We start from the raw sequence: 15,331 nt of genomic DNA on the forward strand, positions 1-15,331 counted from the left end.
AGGAGAGAGAATATGGCGAAGTCAAAACAATTGAAACTGGGAGCCTTGCTGCACGGAGTAGGGGGAAGCACTTCTACGTGGCGTCACCCTGATGCCAAACCGGATGCTAGCGTGAATTTTGAGCTTTACAAATCGTGGGTACAGAAGGCTGAGGAAGGCAAGCTGGATCTGATTTTTATCGCAGATGGTCTGTATATCAATGAGAAGTCTATTCCGCATTTCCTGAACCGTTTCGAGCCGTTGACCATTCTCAGCGCATTGGCTGCCGTCAGCACCAACATCGGGCTGGTAGGCACCTTGTCCACCTCCTACAGCGAGCCGTTCACGGTTGCCCGCCAGTTCGGTTCGCTGGATGTGATCAGCGGCGGCCGTGCAGGCTGGAATGTGGTAACCTCTCCACTGGAAGGCTCCGCCCTGAACTATGGTAAAAAAGAGCATCCAGACCACAGCAAACGGTATCGGATTGCTACGGAATATCTGGAAGTTACCCGCGGACTATGGGATTCCTGGGAGGATGATGCTTTTGTCCGCGATAAGGAATCCGGCGTCTTCTTTGATCCGGAGAAGGTGCACACCTTGAACCACGAGGGCGAGTTCTTCTCCGTAAAAGGGCCGCTTAATATTGCCCGCTCCAAGCAGGGGCAGCCGGTCATTTTCCAGGCAGGCTCGTCTGAGGTTGGCCGGAACTATGCCTCGCAGGAAGCGGACGCGGTGTTCACAGGCCATGATACAATAGAATCCGCACAGGAATTCTATCGTGATGTCAAAGCCCGCGTGGCAGCATCCGGCCGCAATCCGGACGAAGTGTTAATCTTCCCAGGCATCGGGCCAATCATTGGTGATACGGAGGAAGAGGCAGAGCGCAAATATCAGGAGGTTGCTGGCCTGGTAACGATTGAGAATGCGCTTAACTATTTGGGACGATTCTTCGAGCATCATGACTTCTCCCAATATCCGCTGGATGAGCCGTTCCCTGAACTGGGCGATCTGGGCAGAAACAGCTTCCAGAGCGGGACTGACAAGATCAAGAAGGATGCCAAGGAGCAAGGCCTGACCTTGCGTCAAGTAGCTCTGCAATCGGCTACGCCGCGTACGAGCTTCATCGGTACGCCGGAACAGGTAGCGGATCAGATTCAGACCTGGTTCGAATCGGAAGCGGCAGATGGCTTCATGATCGCGGAATCTGTACCGGGCGGGCTGGAGCAATTTGTGGAACGGGTCGTGCCGATCCTGCAAGAGCGTGGGCTGTTCCGTACAGAATACGAGAGTGATACACTGCGTGGCAACCTTGGACTGCAGGTACCGGAGAACCGGTATGTGAAGACTTCGGAAACCGCAGGCAGCATCTAATAGAAAAGTCATGGCGCTCTGCTTTTGCAGAGGCGGCCATGACTTTTTTTGTGATTTTTGTTCGGGCAAGGTGGCATATTTGCCGCCTTGCCCTTGCGTTTTTACAGAGACGATTAAGGCCACCCGATGGGGCGGATCGGCGTTTTCTTTTAACATAATATATGTTGGGGTGTCTGTTTTAAAGATGATATATCATTAAAAGTATTATATTTTGAATTAAAATCATTATTGGGGATATTTTGATAGGGGAAAAGTGAACTAGTATTCGCTTAAAATACTAGAAGTTTGGAACTGTAGGCGCAAAGCGCTCGCCTGAATACTTTCCATAGGAAAGCTAGCACCGGAACATAGAATGTCGACAGATTTCAACCACTAGAAGCGGTATATTCCCCTTCACCAGCCGTTTTAACAGTGAACAAGAGGGGCCGGCTCCCTAACTAACAGCATTTGTACATTATTTTTCTTGAATATTTTAAAAAGTGGACAATAAGGTCGTTATTGTATCTTTTTTTCAAAAAAAAGCAATCTTTATGGGGTATTCTGGAAAATCAAAGGTGCGAAAATGCCGTTAATTACACTTCGATCCTTCTTATATAATCTCTCATTTTTCTTGGCTATGTTTGTTCTTTAAATGTGTTCTATTTAGTCATTAGTGTTGTTATCTTGCGGTCTTATTCCAGTGTATCAGCAGGAATGGCTGGATTAAGGTATAGTAGTGCTGCAGGCCATTCATGGTGAACGAAAGGAAGCTTTCTGGAGGGATGCGAGTGGTAACGGTTGTGACCAAGATTTTCGAATATGGGGATGAACAAATAGAGGCGCTGGGACAAGCAGATGCCACGCTTGGAGCTGCAATGCAGCGTCTTGGCCGTGTGGAAAGAGTCATTATTCCGGATCTGTTCGCTGCGTTGGTTCATGCCATCGTGGGGCAATTAATCTCTGCGAAAGCGACGGCCACAGTCTGGAGAAGAATGCAGGTACAACTTGGCGAGATTACCCCGCAGAATTTGCTTATATATCCGGCAGATGATATCCAGCGCTGCGGCATGACGATGAAAAAAGCCCGCTGTATCGAGGCGATTGCTCATACCGTGGCGCAGAGGGAACTCGATTTGGAAAGTCTGCGTGGACTGTCAGATCAGGAAGTCATATCCAGACTGACAGCATTACCCGGAATTGGCCGATGGACCGCAGAGATGCTACTGATCAATTCCATGGAGCGCCCGGATATCGTAAGCTGGGGAGATATAGCGATAAGGCGTGGAATGATAAAGCTCTACGGGCTTCAGAGCCTGAACAAGGAACAGTTCGAACAATACCGTAGGCGCTATTCCCCTTGGGGTTCTGTGGCATCGATTTACCTGTGGGAGCTTTCTTTTGAATAGATACGCATTGAAACTGCAAGGCATGTTAAGAAGGAAGGACAGGTAGTAATCAGAATGGATAAAACCATAAGGGAGCAGCTGTTGCTATTAACCGATACAGAGTATCAAAAATTCTCTGCTGGACTCATCCCGAATGTATCCAACATCATGGGAATACGATTGCCCGAGCTTCGCAAGTTAGCGAAAGGGATTGCACGGGAAGATTGGCGGACCTATCTGGAGCAGGCAGACAGTGAATACTTTGAGGAAGTCATGTTGCAGGGCATGGCCATCGGTTATGCGTCGAGCCGCAAGGATGCAGATATTGAAGAGATGCTGAAGTATATCGCCACTTTTGTACCCAAGATTGATAACTGGTCGGTATGCGACAGCTTCTGCGTCGGGCTGAAGTTCACCAGCAGCCATCGTGAGCGGGTGTGGGACTTTCTTCAGTCTTATCTAGCATCCGACGAGGAATATGAGATCCGGTTTGCAGTGGTTATGATTTTGAATTTTTACGTCGAAGGTGAGGATATGGATCGGGTACTAGCAAGGCTGGATGTAATCAAGCATGAAGGATATTATGTAAAAATGGCTGTGGCCTGGGCTTTATCCATTTGTTATATCAAACATCCTGAACGGGTAATGGCTTATCTGAGACATAACTTCCTTGATGATTTTACATTCAATAAAACGTTGCAAAAAATTACGGAATCTTACCGTGTCAGCTCAGAGGAGAAGCAGATAATTCGGAGTATAAAACGCAGGTGAAGCGCTGCTACATATCTTCTTGGAACTTGGCGTGATAGCCAAGTAAGCAGAAAATGAGATGTCGTTCCAACAGTAGTATAAAAAACGAAACGAAACCCCACCAGTCCGAAGTTGGATCGGTGGGGTTTCGTTTATTGTGCAGAATGAAAACGGTTTGGATATCAGACTGGTTGTGCCCTTATTTCCCGTTGTTCTTTTGACTGCGCAGGCGCTCCAGTTCAAGATCTACAGCTTGGCTCAGCTTGGGGTCTACTGCTGGATAAGCTGACGCGCGGGCACTGTGGCCGGATTGTTCCGCCAGCACTTCCCATTCGGTAATTTTCTCCTCCATACGTTCGAAACCACGGGAAGCCGTGTTAGCATTCAAGCCATATTTTCCATAGTCATTGGCACTGCCGCCATTGCTGCGGGGAGTTGATTGGATGGTCTCCGATGCTTTGCGGGCACGTTCTGCGAGTTCGGCTCTTTTAGCCTTCAACCTGGTGCGCTCTTCTTTGGCTCTGGTAATGTTGGCTTCGAGTGTAGCCAGCGTTTGCCGAGTCTCTTCCAGACCGGATGCACATTCCTGAATACTTTCGGTGTACCGCAGTTTGGCCATCACAGCCAGGCGGGCCGCTTCTTCATTGCCTTGGGCCATAGCATTAACGGCCTCGGATTCACTTTGTTCCACTAGTTTTGTGTACTCTTGCTTGCGACGCTCCAGCACGTTCGCGGCGACTTGCAGATCACGCTCATTGCGTTCTGCCGTTTCAATTTCTTCCTCAAGATCGCGTAGGTATTGTCCAGTCAATAGGATGGGATTCTCCAGTTTGTTCAGGCCTTCGTTCAGTGCGGCTTTAGTCAGGGTTGCAATTCTATTCAAGATACTCATAAGTAATCTCTCCTCATTGTTAGTTTGGTTTCAGTGGACAGGGCAACGGTGGATTAATAGAAATCGTGTCTATCAGAAAAGTTGCCATACGGCTCTTGGGGAACCAGAATGCTCAAGATGATGTACAGCAGTGCTACTGTACCAAAGCTGAAGAATGCTGCTACCACCGTAATCACCCGCAGGATTGTTGCATCAATGCCTAGCCATTGGGCTATTCCTCCACACAGACCACTAAGTTTCTTATCATTTCTGGAACGGTATAATTTTGTCATGCTATATCTTCCTCTCTTATGGGTGAGTTTTATCTGAATTTGTTTAACCGGCTTGCTTATGTTCTTATTGTAGGATCTTTTGAGGATTCGCAAAACGGCCTGAGGACGGTTTTATGCACTCGACCTAAGGCGGGGAAGGCTCCCGCTGAAAGACGGGGATGCCTGTGGGAAAACGTGATGAGGTGGTGTAAATAGTCATGATAGAGCATGAAAAGATTAGATAGCATCAAAAAAGCAGTTCCCGGCACGTGGGAACTGCTTAGTTTGTAGTGATATGAGAATGTCCTCCCCTTCAGGAGTTTCAACTCCGTCGGGTCAGTGCCCAGAACAGAAGGGCCGCAGCGCTGACAGCAGCGCCTAGCAAGCACACTGCATTCCAGCCTCCATAGGCATACACATAGGTTGAAGCGAGGGAGCCGGATGCACTTCCTATGGAGTAAAAGACCATGTATCCGGCGGTGAGTCGGCTCCGAGCTTCAGGTCGCACATTAAAAATCAGGCTCTGGTTGGTAACATGTACGGCCTGGACTGCCAAGTCCAGAAGAATAATACCACCTAGCAGTGCGAGCAGTGAGTAGTGCAGCAGTGAAATTAGCCCCCATGAAGACAGCAGCAAAATAAGAGCTAGTCCGGTGGTACGTTGGCCGAATCCTCGGTCGGCCAGCACCCCGGCCCGAGCTGCTGCGAGGGCACCGGCGACACCAGCCAGGCCAAAAGCTCCGATGGCCGTATGCGAAAGGGAGAAGGGCGGCGCGCTGAGCGGCAGCACGAGAGAGGTCCAAAGAATGCTGAACGCCATAAAGATCAGCAGCGCAAGTACCGCGCGGACCCGCAGAATCCGCTCCTGCACGAATAGCGCGAGAACCGAGCGCAGCAGCTGCGGATACGATAATGACGCGCGTTTCTGTTCCGATGGCAAGATCCGCAGCAGGATCAACGCTATAATGGCCATCATTCCGGCGGAGAACAGGTAGACGGAACGCCAGCCGGCAAGGTCGGTCAGCACACCTGCGACCGTACGCGCGAGCAGAATGCCAATGACAATCCCGCTGGTGACAAGGCCGACGATACGGCCGCGTTCAGCGGGAGCGGCCAGTGTCGCGGCGAAGGCGACAAGTACTTGTGTCACAACGGCAAGCAGACCAACGATGCCCAGGCCGATGAAGAGTACATTAATCCCAGGTGCAAATCCTACGGTGATAAGAGCCAGTACAGATAATGCCATCTGGCTCACAATGAGCTTGCGTCTGTTCAGCAGATCACCTAGTGGGACTAACAGCAGCAACCCAAGAGCATAGCAGATCTGAGTAATAGTGATAACCACTCCAATGGAAGAATGGGAGATGGAAAATTCACTCGCAAGGGTGTCCAGTAGCGGCTGGGCATAATAAATGTTAGAGACGGCTAGCCCACAGGCAATGGCGAATAACAGGGCCACCGATCGGGATATCCCCGATGCCGGAAGCCGCGAGGTTGAGGGCATAGTATTATTGGCAGACACGGGGATTTGTGATTCAGGGATGTGATTGTTCACAGAGTATATCTCCTTTTTTTAATTTATACTGATTAGTATAATATACTGTTAAGTATGAAAAGAATCCAGTGAAATTTTATTTGTTGTAGAGTGAGTGTCAGGATAATTCCACTGGTTTAATTGAAAATTGATTTATTATATAAGACGAATACAAGAAAATAACTAAGAGAGGGAAGGAACGAGGGGGAGGTTTGGAACTGTTTAGGAGCAAAGGACTTTCCAGAAAGATTTCCGCAGGAAAGCTTGCATCGAAAGCCTAAGCCACCGCCAGATTTCAACCGCGACCGGAAGTCTAAATATTCATCGTAGTGACGACCAAGCCTTAAGTGAGAAGCTTAAGTTCGACTTGTATATCTACTATGTGAGTCCCATCAATTTGACAAACTTTATCTAAAACCTTAAAATCATAACATACTGAACGATATGAAAAGAGTTGATAAATATGGTTCGACAGCGGGAATTTGATGAAGGGAAGGCGCTGGATGCGGCGATGCGGGTGTTTTGGGAGAAGGGGTTCGAGGCGTCTTCCTTGAATGATTTGACATCGGAAATGGGCATCCAGCGCCCCAGTCTGTATGCGGCGTTTGGGGACAAGAAGCAGTTATTCGAAACTGCGCTGCGTAGGTATACCCAGCTTCATGCTTCCGGTATTAGGTCCAAGCTGCAAAAGGGGATAACGGTCAAGGAATCTTTTCGTGTCTTGTTCGAAGGGATCGTAGAAGAGGAATACGCGGAAGGGCCCAGCAGGGGATGCTTCTGTATCAATACCATGGTGGAGCTTGCTCCCCATGACGAGAAATTCGAGATTCTGACGCGGGAACATCAGATGTACCTGGCTACGATTTTTCAGGAAAGAATAGAACAGGGGGTACACTCAGGCGAGCTTGCGGGTGATACTTCAATAAAAGCCCTGGCACAGGGGCTAGCCATCACGTTGATCGGGCTTACGGTGATGATGAAGGCGCGCCCGGAGCGCTCTTTTGCCGACAACGCCATCCAAATGGCACTGACGATGATCAAGTGAAATTGTATATGTGAATGGGCCAGCCCTTGGGGTTGGCTTTTTGCGTTAAGGAGACCACGTGTGACAAAAAGTGTCAAAATAAAGAACTTATTCCTAAAATAATACAATTAACATCAATTATTATTGACGAAACAAAAAAGAAACAACAATAATTAATTATGGAATTTATTTCAATATGTTGGTAGATTGGGGGATGAAATGAGAAAGTGTTCAGTTATTATTCCTACGCATAATAAACGGGAGTATTTGGAATACACATTGCGCGGATACCAGGAGCAGTCATTCAGTCAGTTTGAACTGGTTGTCGTCAACAATGGTTGTACCGATGGCACTGAAGAACTATTGCGTGAATTCTCCGATACACTTGATATTAAGGAGGTCAAGCTGGAGAGTAAGGTTGAATCCCCAAATGCCCGCAATGCTGGATTAAAGGCAGCCGGCTATGATGACATTATTCAAACTGATGACGATCGCATTCCCTGCCCGCGGTTTGTTGAAGCTCATTTAGAGAGTCTACAGGACACAAGATGCATTAGCATCGGGGGGAAACATCCCATATTGACCATCCTTAAGAAACGAACCCCGCTCTGGCTGTTTACTGAGGATTATTCGGGTCTTCAAGAAGAGTTGAAGTACGGGAGCACGTTGGTACTTTCAACCCCAGATGAAATTCATACACGGCGTCAATCTTATTTTCACCCATGGGACGAGGATGAAACATTCGATAATTTTCCTGCTGTACGCCGTTCTGAGGAGTTCTTGTCTTTTATGGAGAACTTCGGCTTTATTATGGCAACGGGCGGCAATTGTGCATACAACAAGGCTCGGGGAGCAGGGATTGTATTTGACGAGGCGATCAAGGGCTGGGGATGTGATGATAACGATTTTTTCTATAGGCTGCACTCGCAAGGTTATTATTTTTCTTTTAACAATGAAGCGCGGAACTATCATCAAGAACACCCTAGGCGGGAAGAGGAACGGGATGAACTTAGGGTAAACCTGAAGTATCTTTGCCGTAAATACAACCGGTTGGAGTTTTATTTGTGGGCGAGAACTTTTATGGATGAGGTGGAGTTCACCCACATGGATGCGGATCGCTTCTATCGGCTGTTGTCACAGGATTCAAGAGTATCGGCGGATTATATCCGCTTTCTTACCGACAAGTTGGATACATATTTTTGGTAGAGGATGAGTGAGTATGGTCTGTCCGGTTGTTATTTTCTGCGGCGGGCGTGGAACACGAATGAATCAAGTCACCACAGATATTCCCAAGCCGCTTGTTGAGATCAATGGTGCCCCGCTGATTTCCCATGTCATGGACACTTTTATGAGGTATGGATTTAATGACTTTATTTTGTGTCTGGGTTATAAGGCCAACAAGATTAAGGACTATTTTCTTCATGAAGTGTATTACAAAAATGATATTACGCTGGACGGTGATGACATCGTACAAATTCATCATAAAAATCGTGCTAGCCGGACGATTACTATGGTTGATACTGGGCTTGATGTCATGACTGGTGCGAGGCTTAACGCTGTCCGCAAATATATTACTTCCGATCACTTTTTTGCCACCTATGGCGATGGCATTGCTGATATAGACTTGCACAGTTTGTACAGCTTTCACGCTGCTCATGGCAGAATAGGAACCGTAAGTGGGGTGCAACCTTTCTCTCAGTATGGGCTAATTGAACACCATGGGTCCATCGTCCGACAATTCACTGAGAAACCTAGACTGAATCATCGTATCAATGGTGGTTTCTTTCTCTTTAAACGGGATATTTTTCAGTATCTTTCGGATGGAGATGATTGTGTTCTTGAACGGGAGCCGCTAGAGAACTTGGCAGAGGACGGGCAACTGATGATGTACGAGCACAATGGATTCTGGAAATCTGTGGACACTCAGAAAGATCAGCAGGATTTGGAGCTGATGCTGAAACAGCAAATATACAAAGGGGCTGTGGACCGTGAACCTCTCAACGTTTTATAACGGAAAAAAAGTGCTGCTTACCGGGGATACAGGTTTCAAAGGCAGTTGGCTGGCGTTATGGCTGGCACATATGGGAGCCGATGTATACGGTCTCTCTAATGATGATGGGCATCCACGTGGACTATTTCAACTATGCGGGCTGAAGGAGAAGATTACGCATTACGCAGCAGACATTACGGATTATTCAGCTATGGCAGGCATTTTCAAAACCGTCCAACCGGAAATAGTCTTCCATCTTGCGGCTCAACCTATTGTGCAAAAATCCTATGTTGATCCCCGTGAGACGCTTGAAGTGAATGTTATGGGTACAGTCAACATTTTGGAGTGCCTACGGGATAGCAGTGTTCGCGCCGCCATAATGGTGACTTCCGACAAATGCTATGAAAATACAGGTGGGTTCTGGGGATATCGTGAGTCTGATCCGCTGGGAGGTTCCGATCCTTATAGTTCTTCTAAGGCATGCTGTGAATTAGTGGTAAATGCTTACGCTCAATTTTCCATGGGAATAGCTACGGTAAGATCCGGTAATGTTGTGGGGGGAGGAGATTGGGGTGAACACAGACTTATTCCAGATATTTTTAGGGCAATTGAAACCAATCAGACTCTTTCTGTCCGAAATCCGCTATCTACGCGCCCATGGCAGCATGTTCTTGATTCGCTTCATGGTTATTTGATGCTTGCGATAGAACTGCATCAACAGCCTCAGAAGTATGGCGGAGCGTGGAACTTTGGGCCGCCGGCCGAGCATAGCTATACCGTAAAGGAAGTAGTTGATGAAGTGTATGCTGTCTGTAATATTTCGGACGAGCTGTGTGTGGAAGCGGGACAATTTAAGGAAATGAAGCTTCTGTCCCTTGATTCGACCAAGTCCAATATTATACTGAATTGGCGGCCCAAGCTCTCCTTTAAACAAATGATTGCATTGACTGTCGATTGGTACAAACACTGCGATAGTGCAGATATTCAGCAGCTCTGCCTTGAGCAAATCGCCCTGTATCATACGCAGGATCTTCTACAAAAGCAAGAGTTATTCATATAGGAGGGACAACCATGCCCGGTGAAGCGAAGTGGAGACTCGTCCTGGAAGAAAATTTTGATCAACCTGTTTTGAATTCAAAGCTGTGGTCTTATGTCCAAGGAGGAGGGGGCTACGGCAATGAAGAGCTTCAGAATTACACGGATAGGACCATGAACGTAAGGATCAATGAGGGTAAGCTTATCATTGAAGCCCATGAAGAAGCATATGGTAGCGATCCTTATACTTCGGGGAAAATCATCACTAAGAACCAGTTTTCTTTTCAATATGGAAAGGTCGAGATTCGAGCCAGGCTTCCTAAAGGCCAGGGTATTTGGCCTGCGTTCTGGATGATGCCGGAGGATGAGAAGCTCTATCGTGGATGGCCGTCATGCGGGGAAATTGACATTATGGAGATGATCGGCCATCAGCCGGGGACTGTTTATGGAACAATTCATTATGGGCATCCACATACATATACTAGCGGAGAGTACACATTGAATAATGGAGCCGCGTTTTCAGAGGACTTCCATCTGTTCAGTCTAGAGTGGTCAGAACGCGAAATTGCGTGGTATGTGGACAATCAGGAATACTCTAGGCTGAATGAGTGGCATAGTTCTCCGGGAGGAGAGAGATTGCCCTTCCCGGCCCCCTTCAATGCACCGTTTTATTTGCAAGTTAATTTGGCTGTTGGAGGTAGGTGGCCGGGTTACCCGGATGATTCCACTGTGTTTCCACAGCAACTGGTTGTTGACTATATTAAAGTGTATCAGTCGATACCGGAGTAGTAGAAGGTGACTATACACTCTTTTCACTGAAAACCGAAAGGCTTTTAGCTTGGGATAGCTAAAAATTCGGATAAAAGTGCTTTCGATGGATGCCATGAGCCAACCCTTGGGTTGGCTTTTTTGTTTGGAGAAACAACATGTTCTTGAGATATTTTGATCTGAATGTGATGCTTTATAATTTCCAAATAGAGGAATATACAAGTGTTCAAAAGGGATATATGCTCCGATCCGTATCGGGTAAAAAAACGTTCAAGGCATGCTTACGTTATCCCCCTTTAACGAATGAAAAGAGGTGGAAATGTGAAAGGAAGAGACAACCATATCTGTGATGTGCATGGGGATCTTCTTGTGTATGTTAGATACGACTATTATGAATATAACATTGCCGGCGCCGGCGATGCCTAGTGATTAACCGATTACAGACAGGATTCGATCAGTGGTTGATCGAGCACAACTTGTATTCCTAATGTGATAATATAAAAGGGAGATTAGAGATTTAGAGAACGTGAAGGTGATTATTATATTTCCTCTAAAGAACATCAGAGAGCTTTGCGGCGATATCTTCTACTAACGTGGGAAAGTGTATTACGAGTCTCAACGTGTCATGCGTTCAAAGAATCTCTCTGCACAAATCAGTGGACGTCATTTTCTAAATGGAAAAAATAAAGAATTATTATCCATACGCTAATCCTTTTCTATGGATTATGGACAGGTACTACCTTCCATTCCATCGTAAAGGATTTTTCTTTACCTATGGTCATTTTCACCGAATCTTAAGCAGATTGCAAGAATATTAATGCAACGCTGGTGATATTTTGGGTAAAGCGAGAATCGACATCTTCTTAGTGACTAGTGGTTAATTACACTGAAAATACAAAAAATTTATTGCATTAACGACTACAATGCAGGATATTTGTCGAATTTCGTAGAAATAAAACTATATATTTTTCAAAACAAGACGCCACACTGTGGGGTAAGAAAACGGCGTCCGAATACACCGCTGTAAACTGCATCGGTGAGTCTGCTTCGTTACCTGTCCCTTAAGACTTGGTTTTGCACGTTAATGAATCCGTTCGGGGGTGGACGGTTTTCTTACGTTCATAAAAAAGAACCTCATCGTGATGTTTGTATTCAACGCTTCGTAGATAGTTGTAGGGCATATTTTCTTGTAATGATGTTATTGTTTAGAGAATTAACTAACTTATCGCGCATCTTGTAGATTGGGGTCGGTTTCATCAATGAGGGGTATTTTCCGATTCGGTTCTCGTACTATCTTGCTTTATATAGCTGCTGCCGTTGTTTTTGGTTTGGCTGTAAGCTATGCCGTCATCTCTGCTCCGGATTCCCCTAAGCTACAAAGTAAAAAAGGCATTCTGGATTTAACGCAGGTTCATGTCACTGAGAATCCGGTAAAGTTAACAGGGGAGTGGACATTCTATTGGAAAGAGCTACTGTCGCCTGAGGAAATAAAGAATCGTTTAACAAGGGATGGAAATGATGACCGCTGGATCAGTATCCCGAGCTCCTGGCTGGGTTATCGGTTAGATGATCAGAAGCTAAACGGTACAGGCTTTGCAACCTTTCGGTTGGTCATAAAGCTTAGCGAGCAGGATAGGAATGAGCGGCTTGCTCTGCGGCTGCCTACCATCTTTCATGCGTATAAATTATGGGGTAATGGCGAGTTACTGGCGGAAGTAGGTGTGGTTGGTCAGGACAAGAGCAGCGTGACACCGCATCTGGCAACGAAGCTGGTGTTCTTCCAGCCCAAGAATGACAGGGTAGAGCTTGTAATGCAAGTCGCCAACTTCCATCATGCGCGAGGCGGCATCACCAAGTATATAGAGCTCGGCGGCAGTGATGTGTTAACGGTCAAGACCAATCTGAGAATTGCTGCTGAGATGTTCGTAACTGCAAGTCTGTTAGTGATTGGTGTGTATCACCTGCTGTTGTTCATCCTGCGACTCAAAGACAGGGCTACATTGTATTTTGGTCTGTTCACTCTGTTGTTTGGTATCCGATCCCTGATGGTCGGCGAGTTCTTGATCACACAATTGTGGCCAGCTATTCCGTGGGAATTGCAGTTCAAGATGGAGTACCTGATTCTTTGCAGCAGTACTTATATCATCACGATGTACTTTGATTGCATTTTTCCCAATTATGTGTCGCGTTGGTTTCATCTTAGCACGCGAATCCCCACCGGCGCATTCTGTATAATTATTGTGGTGGCCCCTGCACTTATCTATACAAAATTATTACTGCTGATCGGTATCATGATTGTTCTGCATATGGTTTATCTGATGGTTGGACTGGCCCGGGTGGCTATGCGGCGTATGGAGGGAGCGCTGATCTTCCTGCTGGTGTCGGTGGTTGCTTTGGCTACTGTCATCAACGATTTTTTATATTACAGCGAATGGTCACTAATCGGAAATACCTCTCCGCTTGGTCTGTTGGTATTTACGATTGCGCAGATGATGCTGCTTTCTTCAAGATTTACGAGGGCGGCAACAAACGAAGAGAGGATTGCACGTGAGCTGAAGGACGCTAACAACCAGTTGACCGAAATGAATATGAATTTGGAACGGACTGTGCAGGAACGCACAACTGCCCTATCCGAAGCTCATGATGGTCTCCGCACTTCGTATGACCGGTTGCTTCGCTCCGAGCAAGGGAGAAAAAAGCTTCTTGCCTATATTACACACGATTTGCGTATGCCGCTGTCCAGCATGCTTGGGTATGTAGAAGCTGTGCAGGACAAGATCAAGCCGGAACGAAATGAACAGTACCTGAAGTATATCCGGGATAACACGATAAGGGTTAACCGTATGATTGAGGAGTTGTCCTTCTTGTCGCATTTGGAGACAGGACAGGTCTCGTACCGAATGGAGCCGGTTCATGTGATTGACTTCTTGCGCCAATTCTATGAACAATATGAGTTGGTTGTAAGTGACGCAGGGTTAGATTTCATGCTGGAAATCGGAGATGCGGAAAATCAAGGACAAAGCCTGCCTGTTGTAGAGATGGATGCGCAAAGACTAGATCAGGCGCTGTTCAATCTAGTGTCGAACGCAATGAAGTTCACCTCTAGAGGTGGGGTGGTGCGTCTTGCGCTAGCTGTGAACAAGGTGAAAGATACCCGCTATGCGATAATTAGCATAGAAGACTCTGGCACGGGTATTCCTCCAGATCAGCTCGAGCAAATCTTTGATCGCAATTACAAGTATGATCGGCCGGACGTGGAGGATGGTATAGAGGGCAGCGGGCTCGGGCTGGCGATTTGCAGGGAAATTATACAAGGGCATGGAGGGACGGTTCGAGCGGAGAGTGACGGCAAGACGGGATCGATATTCTACGTATCGCTTCCTTGTATTGTTAAATGAAAGAAGGTGACGGTGTGGTAGACACTCACAAAATAATGATCGTCGATGATGATCCCCATATATGCGAGATTGTTCAGATGTATTGCGAGAGGGAGGGTTACAAATCCTCCTACAGTCATAGCGGGACAGAAGCGATGAAGCTGCTTGAATCGTTCGATCCGGATTTGATTGTACTGGATGTAATGCTGGCTAATGAAAACGGCATTGATTGGTGCAGGAACGCACGTAGCTACACGAATGCGCCGATCGTGTTTCTGAGCAGTCGTGAGGAAGACGAGGTGAAAATCAGTGCATTATCTGATGGCGGCGATGATTATGTGACCAAGCCGTTCAGTCCGGGAGTACTCATGGCCAAGATCAAGGCTCACCTTCGCAGAGTGTCGGCGGGCAGAAGGGAACAACTGCTGGAGTTACCGGGTTTGACGCTGGATTTCTACGCACAGTCCGTCAACATAGAGAGTAAAACTGTCTTTTTATCGAAAAAAGAGTTCAGTCTACTGTCCTATATGGCACAAAACGTTAATACTGTCGTCAGTGTCGATACGTTGTTTCAGATCATCTGGGGAATGAAGAGTCTGGAGGATACGAGAACGGTCGCTGTACACATCAGTAATTTGCGTAAAAAAATCGAGGCTGACCCTGTCCATCCGGAGAAAATCATTACGGTTCGGGGGGCCGGATATATGCTGGTTGCCAGAAATGCATCGCAAACGCGAACATAGCGTTAAGGTTGGTAGTGTGACTACTTCTGCCGTTAAACTTAAAAGATCGAATGTATTAAACAATAGCGACGTAGGAATATCTCCCTTACGACGCTTTTTTTATGCACTGTTACGATAGGACATTCCTTAATTCTTATAGTGATAAGAAAAGGCCGAGCGCGAACTTAAAGTTTTCTTTGAGTTTCATTAATGGGCTAAACTATCATGATAAAATACAATCAGGAAAAACACTGTGATTAATCATACTTTAGGA

General features: G+C 46.7%; 13 protein-coding genes. 10 read left to right on the plus strand and 3 right to left on the minus strand.

What is annotated here, in order from left to right:
* Positions 1 to 12: 12 nt before the first annotated feature.
* The 3 genes from ACFVRY_RS08785 to ACFVRY_RS08795 all read left to right on the plus strand — a co-directional run bounded on the left by ACFVRY_RS08785 (position 13) and on the right by ACFVRY_RS08795 (position 3,485).
* The gene (locus ACFVRY_RS08785; protein ID WP_387499279.1) at positions 13 to 1,350 is read left to right on the plus strand and encodes an LLM class flavin-dependent oxidoreductase; all 1,338 of its coding nucleotides are present in this window, start codon (positions 13 to 15) and stop codon (positions 1,348 to 1,350) included.
* 767 nt (positions 1,351 to 2,117) lie between these two features.
* Entirely contained in the window at positions 2,118 to 2,735 is a 618-nt protein-coding gene (locus ACFVRY_RS08790; RefSeq protein ID WP_387499281.1) for a DNA-3-methyladenine glycosylase family protein, read from the plus strand.
* Positions 2,736 to 2,789: 54 nt separating this feature from the next.
* Positions 2,790 to 3,485: a DNA alkylation repair protein gene (locus tag ACFVRY_RS08795; protein ID WP_387499283.1), complete on the plus strand. Its 696-nt coding sequence runs from the start codon at positions 2,790 to 2,792 to the stop codon at positions 3,483 to 3,485.
* 178 nt (positions 3,486 to 3,663) lie between these two features.
* Here the strand turns inward: ACFVRY_RS08795 and ACFVRY_RS08800 are convergent, their stop codons facing one another.
* The 3 genes from ACFVRY_RS08800 to ACFVRY_RS08810 form a co-directional block, all read right to left on the minus strand.
* A complete protein-coding gene (locus ACFVRY_RS08800; protein WP_387499285.1) occupies positions 3,664 to 4,356 on the minus strand; it encodes a PspA/IM30 family protein in 693 nt (230 codons plus the stop codon).
* Between the two features lie 53 nt (positions 4,357 to 4,409).
* Positions 4,410 to 4,628, minus strand: coding sequence for a PspC domain-containing protein (locus tag ACFVRY_RS08805; protein WP_387499287.1), 219 nt, complete (start codon positions 4,626 to 4,628; stop codon positions 4,410 to 4,412).
* 301 nt (positions 4,629 to 4,929) lie between these two features.
* A complete protein-coding gene (locus ACFVRY_RS08810; protein WP_387499722.1) occupies positions 4,930 to 6,111 on the minus strand; it encodes an MFS transporter in 1,182 nt (393 codons plus the stop codon).
* Positions 6,112 to 6,604: 493 nt separating this feature from the next.
* Between ACFVRY_RS08810 and ACFVRY_RS08815 the strand changes: the two genes are divergently transcribed.
* The 7 genes from ACFVRY_RS08815 (at position 6,605) to ACFVRY_RS08845 (ending at position 15,078) form a co-directional block, all read left to right on the plus strand.
* Positions 6,605 to 7,186 (plus strand): TetR/AcrR family transcriptional regulator, encoded by a 582-nt coding sequence (locus tag ACFVRY_RS08815; protein ID WP_387499289.1) that lies wholly within the window; start codon positions 6,605 to 6,607, stop codon positions 7,184 to 7,186.
* A 198-nt stretch (positions 7,187 to 7,384) separates the two neighbouring features.
* A complete protein-coding gene (locus ACFVRY_RS08820) occupies positions 7,385 to 8,371 on the plus strand; it encodes a glycosyltransferase family 2 protein (protein ID WP_387499291.1) in 987 nt (328 codons plus the stop codon).
* Positions 8,372 to 8,384: 13 nt separating this feature from the next.
* The gene (locus ACFVRY_RS08825) at positions 8,385 to 9,176 is read left to right on the plus strand and encodes a sugar phosphate nucleotidyltransferase (protein ID WP_387499293.1); all 792 of its coding nucleotides are present in this window, start codon (positions 8,385 to 8,387) and stop codon (positions 9,174 to 9,176) included.
* On the plus strand, positions 9,154 to 10,215 hold the full coding sequence (gene rfbG / locus ACFVRY_RS08830) for a CDP-glucose 4,6-dehydratase (protein ID WP_387499295.1): 1,062 nt from the start codon (positions 9,154 to 9,156) through the stop codon (positions 10,213 to 10,215). The genes ACFVRY_RS08825 and rfbG overlap by 23 nt, the downstream gene beginning before the upstream one ends.
* An 11-nt stretch (positions 10,216 to 10,226) precedes the next feature.
* On the plus strand, positions 10,227 to 10,979 hold the full coding sequence (locus ACFVRY_RS08835; protein ID WP_387499297.1) for a glycoside hydrolase family 16 protein: 753 nt from the start codon (positions 10,227 to 10,229) through the stop codon (positions 10,977 to 10,979).
* Between the two features lie 1,274 nt (positions 10,980 to 12,253).
* The gene (locus ACFVRY_RS08840; RefSeq protein WP_387499299.1) at positions 12,254 to 14,356 is read left to right on the plus strand and encodes a sensor histidine kinase; all 2,103 of its coding nucleotides are present in this window, start codon (positions 12,254 to 12,256) and stop codon (positions 14,354 to 14,356) included.
* Positions 14,353 to 15,078 carry a response regulator transcription factor gene (locus ACFVRY_RS08845; protein WP_387499301.1) on the plus strand — a complete coding sequence of 242 codons (726 nt, stop codon included), beginning with the start codon at positions 14,353 to 14,355 and terminating at the stop codon, positions 15,076 to 15,078. Before ACFVRY_RS08840 ends, ACFVRY_RS08845 begins: the two co-directional genes overlap by 4 nt.
* The last annotated feature ends 253 nt before the right edge of the window (positions 15,079 to 15,331 follow it).

Source organism: Paenibacillus sp. NPDC057934 (assembly GCF_042887565.1).
Taxonomy (GTDB): domain Bacteria; phylum Bacillota; class Bacilli; order Paenibacillales; family Paenibacillaceae; genus Paenibacillus_AQ.

Bases quoted from the DNA above. Each gene is read 5' to 3' on its own strand.
- ACFVRY_RS08785 (WP_387499279.1), top strand. From the start codon at position 13: ATGGCGAAGTCAAAACAATTGAAACTGGGAGCCTTGCTGCACGGAGTA.
- ACFVRY_RS08795 (WP_387499283.1), top strand. From the start codon at position 2,790: ATGGATAAAACCATAAGGGAGCAGCTGTTGCTATTAACCGATACAGAG.
- ACFVRY_RS08800 (WP_387499285.1), bottom strand. From the start codon at position 4,356: ATGAGTATCTTGAATAGAATTGCAACCCTGACTAAAGCCGCACTGAAC.
- ACFVRY_RS08805 (WP_387499287.1), bottom strand. From the start codon at position 4,628: ATGACAAAATTATACCGTTCCAGAAATGATAAGAAACTTAGTGGTCTG.
- ACFVRY_RS08810 (WP_387499722.1), bottom strand. From the start codon at position 6,111: ATGCCCTCAACCTCGCGGCTTCCGGCATCGGGGATATCCCGATCGGTG.
- ACFVRY_RS08815 (WP_387499289.1), top strand. From the start codon at position 6,605: ATGGTTCGACAGCGGGAATTTGATGAAGGGAAGGCGCTGGATGCGGCG.
- ACFVRY_RS08820 (WP_387499291.1), top strand. From the start codon at position 7,385: ATGAGAAAGTGTTCAGTTATTATTCCTACGCATAATAAACGGGAGTAT.
- ACFVRY_RS08825 (WP_387499293.1), top strand. From the start codon at position 8,385: ATGGTCTGTCCGGTTGTTATTTTCTGCGGCGGGCGTGGAACACGAATG.
- ACFVRY_RS08835 (WP_387499297.1), top strand. From the start codon at position 10,227: ATGCCCGGTGAAGCGAAGTGGAGACTCGTCCTGGAAGAAAATTTTGAT.
- ACFVRY_RS08845 (WP_387499301.1), top strand. From the start codon at position 14,353: ATGAAAGAAGGTGACGGTGTGGTAGACACTCACAAAATAATGATCGTC.